At 64.3% G+C, this 21,728-nt stretch carries 22 protein-coding genes and 1 pseudogene; 15 read left to right on the top strand and 8 right to left on the bottom strand.

Annotated elements, in window-relative coordinates; genetic code table 11:
• Positions 1-4 precede the first annotated feature (4 nt).
• Complete coding sequence (locus LOY34_RS03140) at positions 5-1,093, bottom strand: calcium:proton antiporter (RefSeq protein WP_093376411.1); 1,089 nt, start codon at positions 1,091-1,093, stop codon at positions 5-7.
• A gap of 146 nt (positions 1,094-1,239) precedes the next feature.
• On the opposite strand from LOY34_RS03140, the gene LOY34_RS03135 reads away from it, so the two are divergent.
• A complete protein-coding gene (locus tag LOY34_RS03135) occupies positions 1,240-2,193 on the top strand; it encodes an adenosine deaminase (RefSeq protein ID WP_195885618.1) in 954 nt (317 codons plus the stop codon).
• Between the two features lie 209 nt (positions 2,194-2,402).
• Here the strand turns inward: LOY34_RS03135 and LOY34_RS03130 are convergent, their stop codons facing one another.
• Together LOY34_RS03130 and LOY34_RS03125 are read right to left on the bottom strand one after the other, a co-directional pair.
• Positions 2,403-3,119, bottom strand: coding sequence for a helix-turn-helix transcriptional regulator (locus LOY34_RS03130; RefSeq protein WP_045197087.1), 717 nt, complete (start codon positions 3,117-3,119; stop codon positions 2,403-2,405).
• Positions 3,120-3,551: 432 nt separating this feature from the next.
• Positions 3,552-4,469, bottom strand: a complete 918-nt coding sequence (locus tag LOY34_RS03125; protein WP_195885617.1) for a LysR family transcriptional regulator — start codon at positions 4,467-4,469, stop codon at positions 3,552-3,554.
• Between the two features lie 116 nt (positions 4,470-4,585).
• Between LOY34_RS03125 and LOY34_RS03120 the strand changes: the two genes are divergently transcribed.
• On the top strand, positions 4,586-5,599 hold the full coding sequence (locus LOY34_RS03120) for a zinc-binding alcohol dehydrogenase family protein (RefSeq protein WP_195885616.1): 1,014 nt from the start codon (positions 4,586-4,588) through the stop codon (positions 5,597-5,599).
• Positions 5,600-5,724: 125 nt separating this feature from the next.
• Positions 5,725-5,889, top strand: coding sequence for a hypothetical protein (locus LOY34_RS03115; RefSeq protein WP_176794194.1), 165 nt, complete (start codon positions 5,725-5,727; stop codon positions 5,887-5,889).
• Here LOY34_RS03115 and LOY34_RS03110 read toward each other — a convergent pair.
• On the bottom strand, positions 5,873-7,054 hold the full coding sequence (locus tag LOY34_RS03110; protein WP_195885615.1) for a multidrug effflux MFS transporter: 1,182 nt from the start codon (positions 7,052-7,054) through the stop codon (positions 5,873-5,875). The two genes, LOY34_RS03115 and LOY34_RS03110, sit on opposite strands and share 17 nt — an antisense overlap.
• 114 nt (positions 7,055-7,168) lie before the next feature.
• A complete protein-coding gene (locus tag LOY34_RS03105) occupies positions 7,169-7,366 on the bottom strand; it encodes a heavy-metal-associated domain-containing protein (protein ID WP_045197079.1) in 198 nt (65 codons plus the stop codon).
• A 147-nt stretch (positions 7,367-7,513) separates the two neighbouring features.
• Here LOY34_RS03105 and LOY34_RS03100 point away from each other — a divergent pair, with 147 nt between their 5' ends.
• Genes LOY34_RS03100 through cueR form a run of 3 tightly spaced genes read left to right on the top strand, consistent with a single transcriptional unit; the run spans position 7,514 to position 10,758 of the window.
• The gene (locus LOY34_RS03100) at positions 7,514-7,900 is read left to right on the top strand and encodes a hypothetical protein (protein WP_045197115.1); all 387 of its coding nucleotides are present in this window, start codon (positions 7,514-7,516) and stop codon (positions 7,898-7,900) included.
• 54 nt (positions 7,901-7,954) lie between these two features.
• Positions 7,955-10,357 carry a heavy metal translocating P-type ATPase gene (locus tag LOY34_RS03095; RefSeq protein WP_195885614.1) on the top strand — a complete coding sequence of 801 codons (2,403 nt, stop codon included), beginning with the start codon at positions 7,955-7,957 and terminating at the stop codon, positions 10,355-10,357.
• Complete coding sequence (gene cueR, locus LOY34_RS03090; RefSeq protein ID WP_010221738.1) at positions 10,354-10,758, top strand: Cu(I)-responsive transcriptional regulator; 405 nt, start codon at positions 10,354-10,356, stop codon at positions 10,756-10,758. Before LOY34_RS03095 ends, cueR begins: the two co-directional genes overlap by 4 nt.
• A 5-nt stretch (positions 10,759-10,763) precedes the next feature.
• Here cueR and LOY34_RS03085 read toward each other — a convergent pair whose 3' ends face one another.
• On the bottom strand, positions 10,764-11,657 hold the full coding sequence (locus LOY34_RS03085) for a PA4780 family RIO1-like protein kinase (protein ID WP_045197075.1): 894 nt from the start codon (positions 11,655-11,657) through the stop codon (positions 10,764-10,766).
• A gap of 280 nt (positions 11,658-11,937) precedes the next feature.
• Between LOY34_RS03085 and LOY34_RS27420 the strand changes: the two are divergent.
• Both LOY34_RS27420 and LOY34_RS27415 read left to right on the top strand, forming a co-directional pair.
• Positions 11,938-13,026, top strand: a pseudogene (locus tag LOY34_RS27420) (cache domain-containing protein); the annotation flags it as partial.
• A gap of 90 nt (positions 13,027-13,116) precedes the next feature.
• On the top strand, positions 13,117-13,884 hold the full coding sequence (locus LOY34_RS27415) for a methyl-accepting chemotaxis protein (RefSeq protein ID WP_404944413.1): 768 nt from the start codon (positions 13,117-13,119) through the stop codon (positions 13,882-13,884).
• 3 nt (positions 13,885-13,887) lie between these two features.
• On the opposite strand, the gene LOY34_RS03075 is transcribed toward LOY34_RS27415, so the two are convergent.
• The gene (locus LOY34_RS03075; protein WP_195885612.1) at positions 13,888-14,676 is read right to left on the bottom strand and encodes a helix-turn-helix transcriptional regulator; all 789 of its coding nucleotides are present in this window, start codon (positions 14,674-14,676) and stop codon (positions 13,888-13,890) included.
• Between the two features lie 86 nt (positions 14,677-14,762).
• Between LOY34_RS03075 and LOY34_RS03070 the strand changes: the two genes are divergently transcribed.
• A complete protein-coding gene (locus LOY34_RS03070; RefSeq protein ID WP_093376432.1) occupies positions 14,763-15,785 on the top strand; it encodes a bile acid:sodium symporter family protein in 1,023 nt (340 codons plus the stop codon).
• Here LOY34_RS03070 and LOY34_RS03065 read toward each other — a convergent pair.
• Entirely contained in the window at positions 15,772-17,049 is a 1,278-nt protein-coding gene (locus LOY34_RS03065) for an acetyl-CoA C-acetyltransferase (RefSeq protein ID WP_093376436.1), read from the bottom strand. The two genes, LOY34_RS03070 and LOY34_RS03065, sit on opposite strands and share 14 nt — an antisense overlap.
• 116 nt (positions 17,050-17,165) lie before the next feature.
• On the opposite strand from LOY34_RS03065, the gene LOY34_RS03060 reads away from it, so the two are divergent.
• The 6 genes from LOY34_RS03060 (at position 17,166) to LOY34_RS03035 (ending at position 21,727) form a co-directional block, all read left to right on the top strand.
• Entirely contained in the window at positions 17,166-18,518 is a 1,353-nt protein-coding gene (locus LOY34_RS03060) for a 3-oxoacyl-ACP reductase (protein WP_195885611.1), read from the top strand.
• Positions 18,519-18,520: 2 nt separating this feature from the next.
• Positions 18,521-19,375, top strand: a complete 855-nt coding sequence (locus tag LOY34_RS03055; RefSeq protein ID WP_195885610.1) for a MaoC/PaaZ C-terminal domain-containing protein — start codon at positions 18,521-18,523, stop codon at positions 19,373-19,375.
• 61 nt (positions 19,376-19,436) lie between these two features.
• The gene (locus LOY34_RS03050; protein WP_258664269.1) at positions 19,437-19,742 is read left to right on the top strand and encodes a MazG-like family protein; all 306 of its coding nucleotides are present in this window, start codon (positions 19,437-19,439) and stop codon (positions 19,740-19,742) included.
• Entirely contained in the window at positions 19,739-20,488 is a 750-nt protein-coding gene (locus LOY34_RS03045; RefSeq protein WP_195885609.1) for a methyltransferase domain-containing protein, read from the top strand. Before LOY34_RS03050 ends, LOY34_RS03045 begins: the two co-directional genes overlap by 4 nt.
• Before the next feature lie 23 nt (positions 20,489-20,511).
• Positions 20,512-21,147 (top strand): DUF4136 domain-containing protein, encoded by a 636-nt coding sequence (locus LOY34_RS03040; RefSeq protein ID WP_045197059.1) that lies wholly within the window; start codon positions 20,512-20,514, stop codon positions 21,145-21,147.
• A gap of 19 nt (positions 21,148-21,166) precedes the next feature.
• Positions 21,167-21,727 carry a DUF4136 domain-containing protein gene (locus LOY34_RS03035; protein WP_093376454.1) on the top strand — a complete coding sequence of 187 codons (561 nt, stop codon included), beginning with the start codon at positions 21,167-21,169 and terminating at the stop codon, positions 21,725-21,727.
• Position 21,728 lies beyond the last annotated feature (1 nt).

The raw sequence follows: 21,728 nt of genomic DNA, 5'->3' as shown, positions 1-21,728 counted from the left end.
AGGCTCAAAGGCCGAGCAATGCCAGCATGATGAAGGTGGCGAACAGCACGAAGTGGGTCATGCCCTCGATCGCGTTGGTTTCGCCATCGTTCAGGTTGATCGCGCTGACAATCAGGGTGATGAAGATCATCACCGTTTGCACCGGTGTCATGGCCATCTGGAACGGCTGGCCAGTGTAGAGCGCCATCGCCTCCATCAGCGGAACGGTCAATATCACCGTGGACAGCGACGCGCCCAGGGCGATATTGACCACCGACTGCATGCGGTTGGCCAATGCTGCGCGCAAGGCAGTGAGAATCTCCGGGGCGGCAGAAATGGCCGCCACCACAATAGCCATCAGCACCGGCGGCGCGCCGCTGCCTTCCAGGCCGTAGTCCAGGGTGTGCGACATGACTTCGGCAAGCAGGCCGATGATCACCACGCCGCTGACCAGAATCGCGATCGAGCGGACTTTATTCACCGGCGCCGGTGTACCGCCCTGCGGGTCGCGGCGCTTTTTCTGTGGATAGCTGTAACTGAAGAAGTAACTGTGCGGCCCGACCTGCATGCGCAGGAACAAGGCATAGAGCACCACCATCGCGGCGATGGTGAACCCCGAATAGAGCTTCCAGTCGGCCCGCGGAATGAACTCCGGCACTACCATCGACACGCCCATGGCAGTCATGATCATCACGCTGTAGGTGCGCGCCGAATCATCGTTGTACGACTGCTCGCCATGCTTGAGCCCGCCCATCAGCGCGGCCAGGCCGAGGATGCCATTGATGTCGAGCATCACCGCCGAATAGATGGTGTCCCGCACCAGGGTCGGCGACGCCTGGTTGCTCATCATGATCGCCAGGATCAGCACCTCGACCATCACCGCCGACAGGGTCAGGATCATGGTGCCGTAAGGGTCGCCGACTTTTTCCGCTAGCAGCTCGGCGTGCTGGGCCACGCGCATCGAGGCACAGATGATCGCCGCCACCAGCACCGCGCCGGCAAACAGCGCCAGGCCATGGCCATGTCCGAGCAGCTGGCCCTGCAGCGGCCAGGCCAGCGCGGCCAGCAGCACTGCAAGCAGCAGCGGCTTTTCCTGATTAAGAAGTGCAAGCATCGGCGGCCCTGCGCAGGTGGGTACTGGCTAGTGACTGTAGTCACTGTAGAAGGTTTCCCCGGCCAACCGCCTGGTCAGCTTTCTCCGCGCGGGCAGCGCAAGCTCTGTAGAATGACGGCAACCGCACCTGATGAGATTTCACCACTATGTACGACTGGCTTAACGCTCTGCCCAAGGCAGAATTGCACCTGCACCTGGAAGGATCGCTGGAGCCCGAGTTGCTGTTCGCCCTGGCCGAGCGCAACAAGATCGCCCTGCCCTGGAATGATGTCGAAGCCCTGCGCGGCGCCTACGCGTTCAACAACCTGCAAGAATTTCTCGACCTCTACTATCAGGGTGCCGACGTATTGCGCACCGAGCAGGACTTCTACGACCTGACCTGGGCCTATCTGCAGCGCTGCAAGGCGCAGAACGTGATTCACACCGAGCCGTTCTTCGACCCGCAGACCCACACTGACCGCGGCATCCCTTTCGAAGTGGTGCTCAACGGCATCAGCGGCGCACTCAAGGATGGCCAGCAACAACTGGGCATCAGCAGCGGCCTGATCCTCAGCTTCCTGCGCCACCTCAGTGAAGAAGAAGCGCACAAGACCCTCGACCAGGCCCTGCCGTTTCGCGATGCCTTCATCGCCGTCGGCCTCGACAGCTCGGAAATGGGCCATCCGCCGAGCAAGTTCCAGCGCGTGTTCGACCGTGCCCGCAGTGAAGGTTTCCTGACCGTTGCCCACGCCGGTGAAGAAGGCCCGCCCGAGTACATCTGGGAAGCCATCGACCTGCTCAAGATCCAGCGGATCGACCACGGCGTGCGCGCCATCGAGGACGAGCGGCTGATGCAGCGGATCATCGACGAGCAAATCCCGCTGACCGTCTGCCCACTGTCCAACACCAAGTTGTGCGTGTTCGACCATATGAGCCAGCACAACATCCTCGACATGCTCGAGCGTGGCGTGAAGGTCACGGTCAATTCCGATGACCCGGCGTACTTCGGTGGCTACGTCACCGAGAACTTCCAGGCCCTGCATGAACACCTGGGCATGACCCAGGAACAGGCACGGCGCCTGGCGCAGAACAGCCTGGATGCGCGGTTGGTCAAACCCTGACGGGCCGAAGGTGGGAACGGATTCGCCACGAAGGGTCGCACAGCGGCCCCACAGACCGGACTGCGATGCAGTCCTTCGCGTCGATCCGACGTACCGGTGAATCTGCTCCCACTCCGTCCCCCGGAAGTTGTGCCAACCCCGAGTGTCACGGCATCTGCCTTCGGGCGCATTGTCAGCAGCGACCTCGCCAGACACCGTACCTCCTGGGTTCAGCCAGCAGTCTTCAACACGGCAACCTGGGCCATACGGTTGATGTGAGCCAGACCTGCGGCACTGATCTGCAGCATGCGCGAGGTTTCACTCTCGCGGATCCAGCCAGACTGCAAGAACAACTTGAGCAGGCTACTGCCCAGCGCGCCGCCCAGATGCGGGCGATGATCGCTCCACTCACTGCAACAGCGGCAACTGCTGAAGCTTCGACGTTGATGCTGGGCCAGCGCCTCGATGAAAATGCCGTAGGTGGCGAACTGGCTACGTCCATACTGGGTGACTTCGATGTGCTGCTCGCTGCCCTCCAGCCAGCCAGCATCGAACAGGCGCTGATAAAGGTCCGCCGCCAACTCGCCCCCCAGGTGATCACCGCACAGCCTCGCCCGGCGCATGGACAACGGGATGCCGCCCACCTCTTGTTCGCGGCTGTCTTCGGGGGTTTTGACCTGGACACTGGCCAGCGCTTCGACAGCCGCGCCGACCTCCGGCGCGGCCAGCCTGAAATAACGTTTGCGCCCCCGCGGCTCCAGCTTCAACAAGCCACTGGCCGACAACCTGGCCAGGTGGGCACAGGCCGAAGAAGGCGTCAGCCCGGCCATGCTGGCAAGCTCATCGGAAGGACGGGCCATACCATCGATCAAGGCCCATAGCATTGCACTGCGTTTCGGGTCGGCCAACAAGCTGGCGATCTGGCTGATACTTGTTACTGGCTTCATATCTCAAACTCCCTGCGAGATCATGTCTGATATCGATTGATTAACCATGTCGGCAGCATTTACTGCGAGGTGTCCGATGCCAGAAAAGCAGGAAGTGGAAGTTATCAGAACGTCGTGTGAGAGGCGTCAGTTGCCGCCCTGGACATGGAAGTATCTCTCGCTGGAAATGACTGCTGGATCCATTATAAGCCGCGTTGCGCGAACTTAATCCGGCGGATCTCCATGGTATGGGCAACCTTGGCAGGGGCCGTCTTCAAAGGCTCTGCAGAGACGTTTGCACATCTGCAGCCCAAGCCCCACGTTACATATCTTGCCCGCAACTGGCGGATTATTCTTGACGTTATATCGCCAGATAAAACCTACAATAAATTTTACTGTAACTCACAAATGCTACCTGCTAACCACGTAGGAATGTGGGAAATTCAAATTACTTTAGCCTGTAATACCAGGCAACTTCTCAAACAATGCCTGACAACGAGCTCGAAGCATATTTCGCAACAACTGCACCGGCTTGCCCAGTTGCGCCCGGTGCGTGCACATCAGGTTCAACGGCGCGGCTTCACCATGCACGTGAGGCAACAGTAACCTCAAGCGCCCGGCCTGCACGTCATAGGCCACATCCAGCCAGGACTTGTAAGCGATGCCGACACCCGCCAGCGCCCAGCGCCGAACCACATCGGCATCGTCACAAAAGCGATCGCCGCTGACGCTCACGCCCACCTCATTGGCGCCCTCGCCAAAGCGCCAATGGTCATGCACGCGGTTGCCAAGCTGGTACAGCAGGCAATTGTGCTGGGCCAGATGCGTGACTTCCATCGGCGCGCCGTACCGGGCCAGGTAGGCGGGTGAGGCACACAGCACCCGACGGTTGTCCGCGCACACTGGCAAGGCCACCAGGCTTGAGTCTTCCGGGGCGCCATAGCGCAGGGCGATATCGGCCGGCTGGCGAAACAGGTCGGCATTGCGGTCGCCCAGCAACAGGCGCAGGTTCAGTTGCGGATGTTCGTGCTGCAGTTCATCGAGCCACGGCAACAGTACGTTGCGACCAAAATCGGACGGTGCCGACAACAGCAAGGTACCGCTGACTTGATCCTGCCCATGGGCCAGGATTCGCCGGCCCTCCTCCAGGCTCGCCAGGGCGGAACGGGCATGCTGCAAAAATCCCTCGCCCTCGGCGGTCAACCGCAGGTTGCGGGTCGAACGCGCCAGCAGGCGCACGCCCAATTGCTGCTCCAGACGCTTGAGCGAGGCGCTGGCCACCGCCGGTGACAAGTCGAGCAGGCGCGCCGCCGCCGACAGGCTGCCCAGTTCGGCGGCACGAACGAACAACTGCAGATCATCGATACGCACCCAACACACCCGCCATTATCAAAATAATATTGAAAGTATCTGTAGTTTTAGCGGCTTTTAACCGCAAGTGAAAGCACCAATCATGGCCCGCATTGACTACCCAGCGAGGAATCTCCATGAAAGCCATTGCCTACTATCACTCCCTGCCCATCAGCGATGCAGCAGCCCTGCAGGACATCGAACTGCCAGCCCCGGAGCCTGGCCCACGCGACTTGCTGGTGGAGGTGCGTGCGATCTCGGTGAACCCGGTGGATACCAAGGTGCGCCAGAACGTGCAGCCAGAGGCTGGCGCCGCCAAGGTGCTGGGCTGGGACGTGGCCGGGGTGGTCAAGGCGGTGGGCAGCGAGGTCAGCCTGTTCCAGCCGGGTGACAAGGTTTACTACGCAGGCTCCATCGCCCGTGCCGGCGGCAACAGCGAGCTGCACGTGGTGGATGAGCGCATCGTCGGCCACATGCCGAAAACCCTCGGCTTTGCCGAAGCGGCGGCGCTGCCGTTGACCGCCATCACGGCCTGGGAGCTGCTGTTCGAACGCCTGCAAATCGCTGAAGGCCAGCAGGACCTGGGCCAGAGCCTGTTGATCGTCGGTGCCGCCGGCGGGGTCGGCTCGATCCTCACGCAACTGGCCAGCAAACTCACCGGCCTCAGCGTGATTGGCAGCGCCTCGCGCCCGCAAACCCAGGACTGGGTCCGTGAGCTAGGTGCCGATAACGTCGTCGATCACAGCCAGCCGCTGGCCGCCGCACTCAAGGCCCAGGGCATCGAGCAGGTCACCCACGTGGCCAGCCTGACCCAGACCGACCAGCACCTTGATCAACTGGTCGAAGCCCTGGCACCGCAAGGCAAACTGGCGCTGATCGATGATCCCAAACAGCTGGACGTGACCAAACTCAAGCGCAAGAGCCTGTCGCTGCACTGGGAGTTCATGTACACCCGCTCGCTGTTCGAAACCGCCGACATGCTCGAACAGCACAAGCTGCTCAACCGGGTGGCCGAACTGATCGACAGCGGCACGCTGAAAACCACCCTCGGCGAACACTTCGGCACCATTAATGCCGCCAACCTGCGCCGCGCCCATGCCCTGCTGGAAAGCGGTGCGGCCAAGGGCAAGATCGTCCTCGAAGGCTTCTGAAAAGGCGCGCCCCCCTCGTTTACGGGGTGGGCGCGACCGTCAGTCCGACAACTGATCCAGGTCATTCCGCTGCCCGTGGCCGGCGCTACAATGCATCAGCCAACGCCAACCTCAGGTAAGCAGATATGAATATCCAGGTCAGTGCATCAGCAAAAAAGCCCGGCTGCCCCTGGCAGGTCCAGCTCGACCAGCACGTGGTCAGCTTTCGCAGCGAGGCCGAGGCCCGCGCCTTCGTCAACACCCTGCAAACCCGTCTCCAGGCGCCCCACCCGCTCAAACGGAGCGGCTGAGGTTCAGCCTGCGGGTGAGCATTGCCACGCTCACCACCGCCAGGCCACACAGGCTGATGACGATGGCCATCGGCACCGCCGTGCCGTCGTGCAGCACCCCCACCAGCGCCGCCGCCGCGGCCGCCACACTGAACTGCAGGCAACCGAGCAGGGCTGAAGCGCTGCCGGCACGGGCGCCCTGCCCGCTCATGGCGCAGGCCGAGGCATTGGGGATGATGCAGCCGAGGCTGGCGATACAAATGAACAACGGAATCAGCAATGGCCACAGCGCTTCCGGGTGCAAGGCGCTGATGCCCAGCAAGGTCAGGCCCGCCGCCAGGTAAACCCACACCGCCCGGGCCAGCAAGAAGGCCGGGCCACGCTTGGCCAGCAGCCGTGCGTTGACCTGCGCCACCAGAATGAACCCCGCTGCGTTACTGCCGAACAGCCAGCCATAGTGCTCGGCCGGCACCCCATAGAGCTTGATGAAGACGAACGGCGAGCCGGCGATGTAGGCAAACATGCCAGCGATGGCGATGCCGCCGGTCAAGGCGTGGCCGAGGAAGATACGGTCCTTGAACAGCCGGCCGTACTGGCGCAGCGAACCGGACAACGGCGGGCGCGGCTGGTTGGCCGGCAGGCTTTCCGGCAGGCCCAGGGCCACGGCCAGGGTGCACAGGGCACTGAACAGGGTCAGGGCAATGAAGATCGACTGCCAGCCGTACAGGTTGACCATCAGGCCACCGAGCATGGGCGCCAGGATCGGCGCCAGGCCCATGACCAACATCAGCTGCGAGAAGACCTTGGCCGATCCCACCGCATCGCACTTGTCGCTGACGATCGCCCGCGACAGCACCATCCCGGCGCAACCGCCGAGGGCCTGGACGAAACGCGCCAGAATCAATGCATCAAGGCTCGGGGCGAAAGCGCAGGCCAGCGACGCCAGGGTGAACAGGGTCACCCCGACCAGCAGCGGAATGCGCCGGCCAAAGCGGTCGGCCACCGGCCCATAAGCCAGCTGGCCCAGCGACAGGCCAAGGAAGTATGCCGCGAGGGTGGTCTGGATGTGCTTCTCGTCGGTGCCAAAGGCCAGTGCCATGGCCGGGAAACCGGGCAGGTAGAAGTCGATCGCCAGGGGCCCGAACGCACTCAAGGCGCCGAGAATCAGGATGGTTCGCAGGTTCATCGGAAATCCGTAGCAGGCTAAGCAAGTCCGCTAGTCTAACCGCCCTGCCGGGGTTTCGCTGACAGAGTTACGCCTGCGCGATGAATCTTTTAGCCACCGCGCGGGCGTCGGCGGTCAGGCTGGCTCGGCGCCGTAGCCCTCGGCACGAATTGCCTTGAGAATATTGTCTGCCGGCAAATCGCTCTGCACTTTGACCTGCTTGCGCGCCAGATCGATCTCGACCACAGCCTCATCATCATGCTCGCGAACGGCACGCGTGATAGCTTTGGCGCAATGGCCGCAGGTCATTCCTTGAACAGTGAATACTTGCATTGCAACAGCCTCCTGTGGGGTTTGAGCGCAGTTTCAAGCTTGCCATCGGGGCAAGGTCAAGTGCGAGGATTGCCTGCCGGGCTGGAAATCAGCGCGCCGCTCCGCCAAGCTGCAAGCCTGAGAATCGATTTGCAGGAGTTTGAATTCATGCGCAGGGCAGCTTTGGGCCTTTTCGGCCTGCTGGGAGTAATGGGCCTGGTGCCCGCGGCCAGTGCCGAGGGCAACGCCGACTACAGCATTCTGACCATTTCCCGCGAGCGCCTGGAAGTGGCGACCTCGTGCGAGATCGGCGTGTACCTTAATGACCAGCTTTCGGCGCGGCTGTTCCAGGAACAGTCGACCTCGTTCAACCTGCCGCCGGGCAAGGTCGCGGTGCGCCTGCGCCTGCTGCCGGCACAGATGCCGGGCTGCCAGAACGGCCTGGAGAACCAGCGCAACCAGAAGCTCACGCTTAAGGCCGGCGAGATCAATAAATACCGCATCGCCGTGGACCAGAATGGCCTCAAGCTGATCAGGGCCGGCCTGGGCTATTGACCTTCCCCGCATGGCAAGGTTGATGCTTGAGGCCTGTCCAAGGAGGAGTGCCCCATGTCCGCATCTACCACGTTCGACCTGCCGATTGCCGGCATGACCTGCGCCAGCTGTGCTGGCCGGGTCGAGCGCGCCCTGCGCAAGGTCGTCGGTGCCGAACAGGTCAGTGTCAACCTGGCCACCGAACAGGCCCGCATCCAGGCCCCGGCCGACAGCTTGCCGGCGCTGGTCGAAGCCGTCGAACAAGCCGGCTACAGCGTGCCCGCGCAAACCCTCGAGCTGCAGATCGGCGGCATGACCTGCGCCTCCTGCGCCGGGCGCGTCGAGCGCGCCCTGGCCAAGGTCGCGGGCGTGCAGCAAGTCACCGTCAACCTGGCCAACGAACGCGCCCACCTGCAGCTGCTGGGCCAGGTCGACAGCAACGTGCTGATCGATGCCGTCAGCCAGGCCGGCTACAGCGCCAGCCTGCCGCAGAGCGCCAAGGTCAACCAGGCCGACGCCGAACGCCGCCTGCGCAAGGAGCGCTGGTCGGTGGCCCTGGCGGTGCTGCTGGCCCTGCCGCTGGTGCTGCCAATGGTCCTGCAACCCTTCGGCATCCACTGGATGCTGCCGGCCTGGGCGCAGTTCGTGCTGGCCACCCCGGTGCAGTTCATCCTCGGTGCGCGCTTTTATGTCGCGGCCTGGAAAGCCGTGCGCGCCGGGGCCGGCAATATGGACCTGCTGGTGGCCATCGGCACCAGCGCCGGTTACGGCCTGAGTCTCTACGAATGGGCCACAGCCAGCGCCGGGGTCATGCCGCACCTGTACTTTGAAGCATCGGCGGTGGTGATTGCCCTGATTCTGCTGGGCAAGTACCTGGAAAGCCGCGCCAAGCGCCAGACCGCCAGTGCCATCCGCGCCCTGGAGGCCCTGCGCCCGGAGCGCGCGCTGTTGCTGGTCGACGGCCAGGAACGCGATGTCGCCATCAGCGAGCTGCGCCTGCATGACCTGGTGCTGGTCAAGCCCGGCGAGCGCTTCCCGGTCGATGGTGAAGTCGTCGAGGGCCAGAGCCACGCCGACGAAGCACTGATCAGCGGCGAAAGCCTGCCGGTACCGAAGCAACCGGGCGACAAGGTCACCGGTGGCGCGATCAACGGCGAAGGCCGCCTGCTGGTCCGCACCCTGGCGCTGGGCACGGAAACCGTGCTGGCACGCATCATTCGCCTGGTCGAAGACGCCCAGGCGGCCAAAGCACCGATCCAGAAACTGGTCGACCGGGTCAGCCAGGTGTTCGTCCCCGCCGTGCTGGTGCTGGCGCTGATTACCCTGGTGGGCTGGTGGCTGAGCGGCGCGCCGATTGAAACCGCGCTGATCAACGCCGTCGCCGTGCTGGTAATTGCCTGCCCGTGCGCCTTGGGCCTGGCCACACCGACGGCAATCATGGCCGGCACCGGCGTCGCTGCCCGCCACGGCATCCTGATCAAGGACGCCGAAGCACTGGAGCGTGCCCATGCGGTCAACCGCGTGGTGTTCGACAAGACCGGCACCCTGACCTCCGGCAGCCCGCGCATCGTCCACAGCCGTGCGCTGGCCGGTGACCAGGCGCAGTTGCTGCAAATGGCCGGCGCCCTGCAGCGCGGCAGCGAGCACCCGCTGGCCAAGGCGGTGCTCGATGCCTGCGAAGAGCAAGGCCTGCGAGTTGCTGATATCAGCAACAGCCAGTCGCTGACCGGCCGGGGTATCGCCGGTAGCCTCGACGGTCGCGAGCTGGCCCTGGGCAACCGCCGCCTGCTGGATGAAAGCGGCTTGCAGCCTGGTGAGCTGGCCGCCGATGCCCAAACCTGGGAAGCCGAAGGCCGGACCCTGTCGTGGCTGCTCGAACGCAGCCCGCAGCCGCGCGTGCTGGGCCTGTTCGCCTTCGGTGACAGCCTCAAGCCTGGCGCCGGTCAAGCGGTTCGCCAGTTGGCCGGGCAAGGCATCAGCAGCCACCTGCTGACCGGCGACAACCGCGGCAGCGCCAAGGTGGTCGGCGAAGCCTTAGGCATCACTGACGTGTATGCCGAGGTCCTGCCTGCCGACAAGGCCGCCACGGTTGCCACGCTCAAGCAGTCCGGGGTAGTGGCCATGGTCGGCGACGGTATCAACGACGCCCCGGCCCTGGCCGCTGCGGACATCGGCATCGCCATGGGTGGCGGCACCGACGTGGCCATGCAGGCGGCAGGCATCACCCTGATGCGCGGCGACCCGCGCCTGGTGCCGGCGGCCCTGGAGATCAGCCGCAAGACCTACGCCAAGATCCGCCAGAACCTGTTCTGGGCGTTCATCTACAACCTGATCGGCATTCCCCTGGCCGCCTTCGGCATGCTCAACCCGGTGCTGGCCGGCGCCGCCATGGCGCTGTCGAGCGTCAGCGTGGTGAGTAACGCGCTATTGCTGAAAACCTGGAAGCCGACCACCCCGCCTGAGGACGATGCCCAATGAATATCGGCCAAGCCGCCCGCCGCTCGGGCCTGAGCGCGAAGATGATCCGCTACTACGAGTCGATCGGCCTGCTCAAGCCGGCCCTGCGCAGCGACAGCGGCTATCGCCTGTACCAGCAGGAAGACCTGCACCAACTGGCATTCATCAAGCGCTCGCGGGACCTGGGGTTTTCATTAGAAGAAGTCGCCCGCCTGCTGACCCTGTGGCAGGACCGCCAGCGCGCCAGTGCCGACGTAAAGGCCCTGGCCAGCCAGCACATCGACGACCTCAACCGGCGCATCGAGGAACTGGTGAGCTTGCGTGACACCTTGAGCGAACTGGTTGCCCACTGCCAGGGCGACGACCGCCCGGACTGCCCGATCCTCAAGGACCTGGCAGCCGGCGGCAGTTGCTGTCACTGACGCGTTTACTGGAGCCAGGGCGGCGCCGGTTCTTCGTCCTTGACCGTACCCCGCTCGGCGTCGGCCTTGGCCGCACGCCGGCGGGCTTCATCGATGCGCGCCGCGTCGATCTCGCGCATGACACCGTCAACGTCGGCACTGTGCTCGTCATCGGCGAACACCCCAGTCAACGGGCTTTCCGGCAGCAGCTTGCCGGCCTGGTACAGGGCCCACATTTCACGGGCATAGCGCGTCTGCTTGAGCTCCGGGGCAAAACGGCCGAAGTAGGCGGCCATGTTGCCGACATCTCGCTCGAGCATGCTGAACGCGTGGTTGTTGCCAGCAGCGTCGACCGCTTGCGGCAGGTCGATGATCACCGGGCCGTCTGGCCCGAGCAGCACGTTGAACTCCGAAAGGTCACCATGGACCAGGCCGGTGCAAAGCATCAGCACGATCTGGCGAATCACGAAGGCGTGGTATTCGCGGGCCTGTTCAGGCTCCAGGTGTACGTCGTTCAGGCGTGGCGCGGCGTCGCCATGTTCATCGGCGACCAGCTCCATGAGCAGCACGCCATCAAGAAAATCATACGGCTTGGGTACCCGCACACCGGCATTGGCCAGGCGGAACAGCGCCGCCACTTCGGCGTTCTGCCAGGCATCTTCTGCCTCTTTGCGGCCGAACTTGGAGCCCTTGGCCATGGCCCGGGCCTGGCGGCTGTTGCGTACCTTGCGGCCTTCCTGGTACTCGGCGGCCTGGCGGAAACTGCGCTTGTTGGCTTCTTTGTAGACCTTGGCGCACCGTAGCTCCCGACCGCAGCGGACCACATACACCGCAGCCTCCTTGCCACTCATCAGCGGTCGTAGTACTTCGTCGACCAGTCCATCTTCAACCAGCGGTTCAATGCGTTTTGGAGTCTTCATCGGTTTCTGTCGGGGGTCCTGTCTGGCCAAACACGGGATTGTTATAGGTCACAGGTTCTGCAACCTGCTTGTCGCTGAAGCAAGACCGCACTGCGTTGTAACGGCAATCAGCCTGACTTGCCATTCTTTTTCTGCCCGAAGGCGACCAAACGGTCACAAAATTCGGCAATTACCAATAAACACGGGGGATTTCCCCCAAGTAACACTTTATTTCCAGAGCACACGGCCGATGTAGTCTGCAGCAGCCTCGTACGTTTACAAGAAAAATTCTGGAGCGCGGATGAACATAAAACAAAAACTGACCTGGGCCTTCGCCGTAATCGCCGGCTTGCCGGTGATTCTGGTCGCCACCCTGGTGGTCCTCAACCTGCGCAGTGAAGCCCGCGAAGGCTTCGTCGACGGCAGCAGCCGCGAGATCCGCCAGGTGGCCAACGCCATGCAACTGTTCTTCGAAGGCATCAGCCAGAACGTCGACTACCTGGCCACCCAGCCACTGGTCAGCGCTACCGGCGGCGAGGTGAAAAAGTACCTGGGCGCCGATGCCGCGCAAATCGCCCTGGGCGAGCATGACAAGAAACTCTACGACTTCTTTGCCAGCCTCGCCGCCAGTCATCCGGCCTACTCCTACGTGTCCTACGGTCTGAGCGATGGCGGTTACGCGTTCTGGCCGGGCGATGCGAAAATGGCCAACTACGACCCGCGCCAGCGCCCCTGGTACCAGGCGGCCATGGCCACCCCGGGCAAGACCCTGCGCACCGACGCCTATTACTGGGCCGGCGATGACGCCGTGCTGGTGAGCACCGTGCGCGCCGTGGCCAACCAGCTCGGCAACCCCGGCGGCGTGGTCAATATCGACGTCTCGCTCAAGCAGCTGACCGAGATCGTCAAGCAGATCAAGCTCGGTGAAAGCGGCTACCTGATGCTGCTCGAAGACAACGGCAACGTGCTGGTCGACCCACGCGATCCGGGGCACAACTTCAAGCAGCTGGGCAGCCTCGGCGAGGGTTACGCGCAACTGGCCAAGGCCGGCAAGGGCCTGGTCGAAGTCGAGCTGGACGGCGAACGCTACATGGCCAACGTCTGGCCTTCGGAGCAACTGGGCTGGAATTTCATCGGCCTGATCCGCCATGACGAAGTGATGCACACCGCCACCCAGCTGACCTGGCTGGTCGCCGCTATCGCCATCGTGCTGACGGCGGTGTTCGCCCTGGTCGGTGCGACTTTTGCCAAGCTCATCGTGCGCCCGATCCACAGCGTCACCAGCGGCCTGGAAGGCATCGCCCAGGGTGAAGGCGACCTGACCCGCAGCCTGGAGGTGCGCGGGCGCGACGAAACCGCGCAACTGGCCAACTGGTTCAACCAGTTCCTGGCCGCGATCCGCAACCTGATCCAGAGCATCGGCCAGGCGGCGAACAAAATCCTCGCCACCTCCAGCAGCTCGACCCAGGTTTCCCATGACATGGCCGAAGCCGCCGGGCGCCAGCGCGAAGCGGTGGACATGGTCTCGACCGCCTTCCACGAAATGGTCGCCACCGCCAACGAAGTCGCCCGCTCCTGCAGCCAGGCCGCCGATTCCGCCGACAGCGGCCAGCAGCAGGCCCGCGAAGGCCAACAGCAGATCGACGCGGCAGTGCAAAGCGTTGATCGCCTGAGTCAGGAGATCGAACAGTCGGCGCAGTCGATGCAGCAACTGGAGCGCGACAGCAATGCCATTCAGTCGATCCTCGGCACCATCCGCTCGATTGCCGAGCAAACCAACCTGCTGGCCCTTAACGCCGCCATCGAAGCTGCGCGCGCCGGTGAACAGGGCCGCGGCTTTGCCGTGGTCGCCGACGAAGTGCGGGCGCTGGCCAAGCGCACCGCCGACTCCACGGCCGAGATCGACCACCTGCTCGGCAACCTGGCCAACCGCACCAGTGAAGTGGCCCAGCAGATGCACGCCAGCCTGGAAGTGTCGCAACAGTCGGTCAGCCGTATCGGCCAGGCGCGCAACAGCTTCGGGCAGATCCGCGAGTCGGTGGACATCATCCGCGACATGAACACGCAGATCGCCACCGCCGCCGAAGAGCAGCACCAGGTGGCTGAGGACATCAACCGCCATATCAGCCAGATCCATGGTGATGCACAGCTGGTGGCGGAGCTGGCCAATTCGGCGCGCCAGGACTCGCAGAGCCTGGCCGGCTTGTCCAACGAACTGGATGCGCTGGTACGGCGCTTTCGCACCTGAGGGCTACAGGCGCAGCTCGCCCGGGGTAAAGCCGAACAGGCCCTTGAAGGCGGCGATGTAGGCCGAAGTGGAGTCGTAACCGCAGCCCAGCGCGGCCTCGGTGACGCTCTGCCCGGCCTCCAGCGCAGTCAGCGATGACAACAGGCGCATGCGCTGGCGCCAGCCGCGAAAGCTCAGGCCGGTTTCGCGCTGGAACAGGCGCGTCAGGGTTTTTTCCGAGGTGTTCAGGCGCTGCGCCCACTGCGCGAGCGTCTGGCCCTGCTCGGGCTGTTCGAGCAGTTCGTTACACAGCTCGAGCAAGCGCGGGTGCTGCGGCAATGGCAGCGAAAAGCCCACCTCCGGCAGCGCCCGCAACTGGTCGAGCAACACCGCGACCAGCCGCGCCTCGGCGCTGTCGCCCTCGGCATAGTCCACCGGCAACAGGCAGAACTGCTTGATCAGCTCGCGGGCCAGCGGTGTCACCTCCAGCACCCGGCACTGCCCCGGGGCCCAGCTGGCTTCTTCGCGGCGAACATACAGGCTGCGCATCTCGGCCTGCATCGAGGTCAGCACCTCATGCTCGACTCCGGCCGGAATCCATACCCCCCACTGCGGTGGAGCAAAGTAGCTGCCATCGGCGGTATAGACCCCGAGCACGCCGCTGATCGCATACGAGAACTGCACCCAGTCATGCCGGTGGCGTGGCGTCCACGAGCCGGCACCGAGGCTTTCAGCGCGGGCGTACAGGGGCCGGGGCAAGCACTGCAGTTGGGGAATCGCCCGAGCGTTGAGTTTTTGTCCGTTACTCGGCATCAGTTGGCCTTATGTCGCAAGACGGTAAGCACTGCCGAGCGTAGCCTCTGGGCTCAATGAATACAAAATGATTCGCAGGCCCGCCTATGCAAGCGCTCAAACACCTCAAACGCGTAGTAACCGACTGGTTCCTCTGCGGCATGTTCCTCGCCACCTTCCTCGCCTGGCTGTTCCCGCAGTTCGGCCGTAGCGGCGGAGCGCTGCATGCCGAGGTGGTGATCAATGTCGGCGTGTTCCTGGTGTTCTTCCTGCACGGCATCAACCTGTCCAGTGAACAGATCCGCCACGGCCTGAAGAACTGGCGCCTGCACCTGATGGTCCAGGGCTTTACCTTCCTGGTCTTCCCGCTGCTGTGGTGGCTGGGCAATAAAGTGCTCGGCAGCCAGTTGCCGGCGCTGCTGATGCTGGGTTTCTTCTATCTGTGTGCCCTGCCCTCAACCATTTCCTCGTCGGTGGCACTGACCGGCAGTGCCGGCGGCAACGTGCCGGCGGCGATCCTCAATGCCAGCCTGTCTAGCGTGCTAGGCATCTTCCTCACCCCCTGGCTGGTGAGCCTGGTGCTCGGCAGCGGCAGCGACGGCATTGATCTGGGCGCAACCCTGCTCGACCTGTGCGCACTCCTGTTGCTGCCGCTGCTGCTCGGCCAGTTGCTGCGGCCCTGGTTCGGGCGCTTTTTCGCCCGGCACAAGCGCTACACCAATGTCATGGACAAGCTGGTGATCCTGCTGCTGGTGTATGCGGCGTTCTGCAACTCGATGGTTTCGGGCATGTGGCAGCAGCAAGGCGCCTCGGTAATCGCCATGGCCCTGGTGGGCAGCGCCGTGCTGCTGGGGTTGATTCTGCTGCTGACCACCCGCACCGCGCGGGCCCTGAACTTCAGCCCGGCGGACGAGATTGCGGCGGTATTCTGTGCCAGCAAAAAATCCCTCGCTGCTGGCGCACCGATGGCCGCGCTGATTTTCGCCGGGCACCCGGGGCTGGGGCTGATCCTGTTGCCGATCATGATCTACCACCCGTTGCAGTTGATCGTCTGCTCGATCATGGCCGAGCACTACGCCAGTCGCCCGGCCCGGCAAGCCAGCCCGGCGGCGCTGGTCAACGCTCGATGATCGCCGTTACCCCCTGACCGCCGGCGGCGCAGATCGAGATCAGGCCACGGCCCTTGCCGGCATTGGCCAGCAGCTTGGCCATGTTGGCCAGAATGCGCCCGCCGGTGGCGGCGAAGGGATGCCCGGCAGCCAGCGAACTGCCCTTGACGTTGAGCTTGCTGCGGTCGATTGAGCCCAGTGCGGCATCCAGGCCCAGACGGGTCTTGCAGTACTCGGGGTCTTCCCAGGCCTTGAGGGTGCACAGCACCTGCGCGGCAAAGGCTTCGTGGATTTCGTAGTAGTCGAAATCCTGCAGGCTCAGGCCGTTGCGCGCCAGCAAGCGGGGCACGGCATAGGCCGGGGCCATCAGCAGCCCTTCATGGCCTTTGACGAAATCCACTGCGGCGGTTTCGCCATCGACCAGATAGGCCAGCACCGGCAAGCCGCGCTCGCGGGCCCAGTCTTCACTGCCCAGCAGCACCACCGAGGCGCCGTCGGTCAGCGGTGTGGCGTTGCCGGGTGTCAGCGTGCCCTTGTCGCTGCGCTCGAACACCGGCTTGAGGCTGGCGAGTTTCTCCAGGGTCAGGTCCGGGCGCAGGTTGTTGTCGCGGGTCAGGCCCAGGAACGGGGTCAGCAGGTCGTCGTGCCAGCCTTCGGCAAACGACGCGGCCAGGTTGTGGTGGCTGCGCAGGGCCAGTTCGTCCTGATCCTGGCGGGGGATGTGCCAGGTCTGCGCCATCAGCTCGCAGTGCTGGCCCATGGACAGGCCGGTGCGCGCTTCGCCATTGCGCGGTAACTCGGGCTTCAGATGCCCGGGGCGCAGGTGCAAGAAGGCCTTGAGCTTGTCGGCGGTGCTGCGCGCGCGGTTGGCTTGCAGCAGTATCTGGCGCAGCCCTTCATTGACCGCGATCGGTGCATCGGAGGTGGTGTCGACGCCACCGGCAATGGCGCTGTCGATCTGCCCCAGGGCAATCTTGTTGGCCACCAGCAGCGCCGTTTCCAGCCCCGTGCCACAGGCCAGTTGCACGTCGTAGGCCGGGGTCTGCGGCGATAGCCGCGAGCCGAGCACGCTTTCGCGGCTGATGTTCATGTCACGCGAATGCTTGAGCACCGCGCCGCCCACCACCTCGCCCAAACGCAGGCCATGCAGGCTGTAGCGCTCGATCAGCCCTTCGAGGGCAGCGGTGAACATTGCCTGGTTGCTGGCCTTGGCATAAGGGCCGTTGGAGCGGGAGAACGGAATTCGATTGCCGCCAATGATCGCGACCCGGCGCAATGAGCGCATACGTAACATCCTCTTTTACGAAACGGTCCGCTACAGCGTAGGTGTTTTTTGCCCAGTCGAACGACCAATGGCCAATCATGGTCCACACTTTGAAGCTATTTCAGGGAGAACCGCACATGAGCGACCGCTATATCGACTTCGCCAACTCCGACCTTGGCCGCCGTCTGGTAGGTGCCGTCGGCCTGCCCAGCCCGGCGCGCCTGGAACGTTGGCAAGCCGGCCGCCTGCGGCCGATCGAGGGCGCCCTGCTGCTCGGTGGCGGGTCGCTGGCGAAGACCGTCGAAACCTTCGCCAAGCGCCTGACCGATGAGTTGTACAGCTTTGCCAGCCCCGACCTTGAGGCCAGCGAATGGGTGGCGGGCTTGGGGCCCAAGCTCAAGGCGGTGGTGTTCGATGCCAGCGAACTGGACGATATCGACCAGCTCAAGCAATTGCGCGAATTCTTCCAGCCGCTGCTGCGCAGCCTGGCGCCCAGCGCCCATATCGTCATTCTCGGCCGCGCCCCGGAACAACTCGATGACCCGCTGGCGCAGGTTGCCCAGCGTGCCCTCGAAGGCTTCAGCCGCTCGCTGGCCAAGGAACTGCGCGCCGGCGGCATCCTGCAACTGTTGTATGTGAACGAAGCGGCCGAAGATCAACTCGAAGGCGCCCTGCGATTCTTTCTTTCGCCCAAAAGCGCGTTCATCTCTGGCCAGGTCCTGCGCCTGGAGGCCTGCGGCACAGCGGTCCAGGACTGGAGCCGGCCGCTGGCCGGGCGCAAGGCGCTGATCACCGGCGCCGCCCGTGGCATCGGTGCGGCGATTGCCGAAACCCTGGCCCGCGATGGCGCCGAAGTGATCCTGCTCGATGTACCGCCGGCCAAGGCCGATCTCGAGGCCCTGGCCGCGCGCCTGGGCGGGCGTAGCCTGGCCCTGGACATCTGCGCGACGGACGCCCCGGCACAATTGCTTGAAGGACTGCCCGACGGCATCGACATCGTCGTGCACAACGCCGGCATTACCCGCGACAAGACCCTGGCCAACATGACCCCGGAATTCTGGGACTCAGTGCTGGCGGTCAACCTCAAGGCCCCGCAACTGCTGACCCAGGCGCTGTTCGACAGCGGCGCCCTGCACGACAACGCACGTATCGTGCTGCTCGCTTCAATCAGCGGCATCGCCGGCAACCGTGGCCAGGCCAATTACGCCGCCAGCAAAGCCGGGCTGATCGGCCTGGCCCAGGCCTGGGCACCGAAGCTGGCCGAGCGCGGCGCAAGCATCAACGCCGTGGCCCCCGGGTTTATCGAAACACGCATGACCGCGGCAATTCCCTTCGCCCTGCGCGAAGCGGGGCGACGCATGAGTTCGCTGGGCCAGGGCGGCCTGCCCGAGGATGTCGCCGAAGCGGTGGCGTGGCTGGCGCAACCGGGCAGCGGCGCGGTCAATGGCCAGGTGCTGCGGGTTTGCGGCCAAGCCGTGATGGGGGCCTGAACATGAGCCGCACATGGATCGAGTTGGGCAGCACGGCGGCGCTTTCCGGGCTGTACCTGCGCGCCGCGCGCAAGCGCAAGATCAGCGGCGACCGCCTGCCCGGCACTGGCTTGCGCTGCCACTTGAGCGTCGACCCGCAGCAGCTTGAGGCTTACCGCAAACTCTGCCATTTCAGCGACGACGGGCGCCTGCCGCCGACCTTCCCGCATGTCATGGCCTTCGCCCTGCAGATGCAGTTGCTGAGCGCAAAGGACTTTCCCTTGCCGCTGCTGGGGCTGGTGCACCTGCACAACAGCATTCGTGTGCTGCGCCCGCTGGGCGGCATCAGTCGCCTGCGTTTTAGCGTGCATGTAGAGAACCTGCAGCCCCATGAAAAAGGCGCCACCTGCGACCTGATCACCGAAGCCGAAGACGGCCTCGGCCTGATCTGGTCCGAAACCAGCCGCATGCTCTGCCGAGGGCTGAAACTGAGCGGCGACGCGCCTGCGGTAGACGAGCCCGAAACCCTGCCCTTGAGCGAACTGACCCGCTGGTACGCCGACAGCGATATCGGCCGGCGTTACGCCAGGGTCTGCGGCGACTACAACCCGATCCACCTCAGTGCCGCCAGCGCCAGGCTGTTCGGCTTTCCTACCGCCATTGCCCATGGCATGTGGAGCAAGGCCATGGCCCTGGCCGCCTTGCGCGGGCACCTGCCGGTCAGTGGCTATGAGATAGGGGTGGGCTTCGTTAAACCGGTGCGCCTGCCCAGCGAGGTGATCCTCAATGCCAGCCCGGCCGCGGCCGAGGGCCAGTTGCAGCTCGACGGCCATGGCGAGCTGGTGCACATGCGCGGCGCCTGGCAGCCACTGAGCTGACAGCGCCCTCTTGCGTTGCGACGGCGCCCGCCTGAAGCTATGCCGCTTGAGGAGAGCCCCGATGAATTTGCAAGAACTGACCGAACGCCTGCACCGCATCCGCGACAACAACGACTGGCGCGGCTTTCACAGCCCGAAGAACCTGGCCATGGCCGCCAGCGTCGAGATGGCCGAGCTGGTGGAAGTTTTCCAGTGGCTGACTGAAGACCAGTCGCGCCAGTTACCGCCCGAGCAGCTGGAACACGCCGGCCAGGAAGTCGGCGATATCGTCCTCTACCTGTTGCTGCTGTGCAGCGAGCTGGGCCTGGACATGGAGCAGGTGGTCAGAAGCAAACTGGCCGACAGCGAAAGGCGTTTTGCCAAATGAACGACCGTCACTTCGATGAGCTGGCGACCCGTTTTGCCGAAAAAATCTATGGCGGTGCCAAAGGCGCGATCCGCCTGGCAGTACTCCAGGCGGACCTCGCCGAAGCGCTCCCTGATCGCCCGCTGCGGGTACTGGATATCGGCGCGGGCCTGGGTCATATGTCGCTGTGGCTGGCCCAGCGCGGGCACCAGGTGACTCTGGCCGAACCCGCCGCGCCGATGCTCGACGGCGCCCGAGAGCGCTTTGCCGAAGCCGGCCAGCAAGCCACCTTCATCCAGGCACCGTGGCAGGACCTGCTCGGCCAGTTGACCGAGCCCTATGACCTGGTGCTGTGCCACGCGGTACTGGAATGGCTGGCCGAACCTGAGGCCATCCTGCCGGTGCTGCATCAATTGACCCGCACCGATGGCCTGCTGTCGTTGGCGTTCTACAACCGCGACGCGCTGGTGTACCGCAACCTGCTCAAGGGCCATTTCCGCAAGTTGCGCAGCAACGAGCTGGCCGGTGAAAAGCAGAGCCTGACCCCGCAAAAACCACTTGATCCACGCACGCTCAAGGCGCAACTTGAAGACTTGTGGCAGGTCGAAATTGAAAGTGGCGTGCGGGTTTTCCACGACTACATGCCCCGCGATTTCCAGGCCAAAGCCGAGCTGCTCGACCTGCTGGAAATGGAACTGGCGCATCGTCGTCACCCGGCCTTCGCCGGCCTGGGCCGCTACCTGCACTGGATCTGCCGACCGCGCTGAAGCGCACCCACCGGGAGGGTGACATGCCGTACCGTTTGACCCTGGGCCTGCTGTGCCTGGCCCTGGCCGCCTGCCAGGGCAGCAACCCGTATGTGGCCAGCTCCCGCCCGTTGCCCCCGGCCCCCGCACAGGCCGCCACGACCTTCGATGCCAGCGCCTACCCGGCCGCGCCGCGCGACTACGCCCGCTACCGCAGCTGGGCATGGCTCAACGGCCAGTTGCCGGCGGGCAGCACCTATGCAGAGCCTGCACAGCTGGCCGATGCGGTCAGCAACGCCCTCGACCAGCGCGGCCTGCGCCCGGCGCGCAATGGCCAGGCAGGCGACCTGCTGGTGAGCGCCGACCTGCGCCTGGAACGGCGCCTGCGCCAGGTGCGCGAAGACTACTACCCCTACGACAACTACCCCTATGGTGGTTACGGCGGCTACGGCAGTTTTGGCCGCTATCACAATGGCTACGGGGCCTACGCCAGCGTGCCGCTGGTGCGCACATACGAGGTCGAAGTGATGGTGGTGCACGTCGAGCTGTATGACGCCCGCGACGGCCAGCCAGTCTGGAGCGCCAGTGCCGAAACCGCCAGCCAGGACTCCCAGGGCAAGCGCGCGGACGCGGTGCGCGAATCGGTGCAAAAGGCCCTGGCCAGCTATCCTCCCAGTTAAAGGTAATCGGAGAACCATCATGTTGCGCCGTCTCGCTTTACTCTCGCTCGCGCTGCTGCTCGGCGCCTGCCAGAGCAACAATGTCACCCAGGATTTCGACGCCAGCCGCGACTTCGCCGCTTACCGCAGCTGGGCCTGGCAGGAGCCGGGGCTGCAATACCGCCCGGATGACCCGCGGATCAAGAGCGACCTCACCGAACAACGCATCCGCCAGGCGGTGGCCGGCCAGCTTGACCAGCGTGGCCTGCGCCCGGCCCAGGGCAACAGCCGCCCGGACCTCAAGGTGCAGTCTTACCTGATCGTCGAGAACCGCCAGCAACAAGTCACGACCAATTATGGCGGCGCCTGGGGTGGCTACTGGGGCGGCTACTGGGGTGGGCCGATGTACAACGAAACCCGCAGCGTCGACTACAAGGTGGCAACCATCCAGGTCGACCTGTTCGACGCCCGCGACGGCAAGCTGGTGTGGCGCGGCAGTGCCGAGCAGATCATGAACAACTACCCGCCAAGCCCGCAAGAGCGCAACTCGGCCATCCAGAACACCGTCGCCAAGCTGATGGGCAACTACCCGCCACGCTGAA

The sequence above is a fragment of the Pseudomonas sp. B21-009 genome, from assembly GCF_024749345.1.
Classification (GTDB): Bacteria; Pseudomonadota; Gammaproteobacteria; order Pseudomonadales; family Pseudomonadaceae; genus Aquipseudomonas.
Note: the sequence above shows the minus strand (reverse complement) of the source record. Positions and strands in the feature narration are given on the sequence as shown.

Excerpts from the sequence above, each read along its gene's own strand:
- LOY34_RS03035 (WP_093376454.1), top strand. The coding sequence starts at position 21,167 with ATGTTGCGCCGTCTCGCTTTACTCTCGCTCGCGCTGCTGCTCGGCGCC.
- LOY34_RS03050 (WP_258664269.1), top strand. The coding sequence starts at position 19,437 with ATGAATTTGCAAGAACTGACCGAACGCCTGCACCGCATCCGCGACAAC.
- LOY34_RS03105 (WP_045197079.1), bottom strand. The coding sequence starts at position 7,366 with ATGCAAGTATTCACTGTTCAAGGAATGACCTGCGGCCATTGCGCCAAA.
- LOY34_RS03070 (WP_093376432.1), top strand. The coding sequence starts at position 14,763 with ATGCAAGCGCTCAAACACCTCAAACGCGTAGTAACCGACTGGTTCCTC.
- LOY34_RS03120 (WP_195885616.1), top strand. The coding sequence starts at position 4,586 with ATGAAAGCCATTGCCTACTATCACTCCCTGCCCATCAGCGATGCAGCA.
- LOY34_RS03095 (WP_195885614.1), top strand. The coding sequence starts at position 7,955 with ATGTCCGCATCTACCACGTTCGACCTGCCGATTGCCGGCATGACCTGC.
- LOY34_RS03040 (WP_045197059.1), top strand. The coding sequence starts at position 20,512 with ATGCCGTACCGTTTGACCCTGGGCCTGCTGTGCCTGGCCCTGGCCGCC.
- LOY34_RS03100 (WP_045197115.1), top strand. The coding sequence starts at position 7,514 with ATGCGCAGGGCAGCTTTGGGCCTTTTCGGCCTGCTGGGAGTAATGGGC.
- LOY34_RS03135 (WP_195885618.1), top strand. The coding sequence starts at position 1,240 with ATGTACGACTGGCTTAACGCTCTGCCCAAGGCAGAATTGCACCTGCAC.
- LOY34_RS03130 (WP_045197087.1), bottom strand. The coding sequence starts at position 3,119 with ATGAAGCCAGTAACAAGTATCAGCCAGATCGCCAGCTTGTTGGCCGAC.
- LOY34_RS03055 (WP_195885610.1), top strand. The coding sequence starts at position 18,521 with ATGAGCCGCACATGGATCGAGTTGGGCAGCACGGCGGCGCTTTCCGGG.
- cueR (WP_010221738.1), top strand. The coding sequence starts at position 10,354 with ATGAATATCGGCCAAGCCGCCCGCCGCTCGGGCCTGAGCGCGAAGATG.
- LOY34_RS03110 (WP_195885615.1), bottom strand. The coding sequence starts at position 7,054 with ATGAACCTGCGAACCATCCTGATTCTCGGCGCCTTGAGTGCGTTCGGG.
- LOY34_RS03065 (WP_093376436.1), bottom strand. The coding sequence starts at position 17,049 with ATGCGCTCATTGCGCCGGGTCGCGATCATTGGCGGCAATCGAATTCCG.
- LOY34_RS03075 (WP_195885612.1), bottom strand. The coding sequence starts at position 14,676 with ATGCCGAGTAACGGACAAAAACTCAACGCTCGGGCGATTCCCCAACTG.
- LOY34_RS27415 (WP_404944413.1), top strand. The coding sequence starts at position 13,117 with ATGGCCGAAGCCGCCGGGCGCCAGCGCGAAGCGGTGGACATGGTCTCG.
- LOY34_RS03060 (WP_195885611.1), top strand. The coding sequence starts at position 17,166 with ATGAGCGACCGCTATATCGACTTCGCCAACTCCGACCTTGGCCGCCGT.
- LOY34_RS03115 (WP_176794194.1), top strand. The coding sequence starts at position 5,725 with ATGAATATCCAGGTCAGTGCATCAGCAAAAAAGCCCGGCTGCCCCTGG.
- LOY34_RS03140 (WP_093376411.1), bottom strand. The coding sequence starts at position 1,093 with ATGCTTGCACTTCTTAATCAGGAAAAGCCGCTGCTGCTTGCAGTGCTG.
- LOY34_RS03085 (WP_045197075.1), bottom strand. The coding sequence starts at position 11,657 with ATGAAGACTCCAAAACGCATTGAACCGCTGGTTGAAGATGGACTGGTC.
- LOY34_RS03045 (WP_195885609.1), top strand. The coding sequence starts at position 19,739 with ATGAACGACCGTCACTTCGATGAGCTGGCGACCCGTTTTGCCGAAAAA.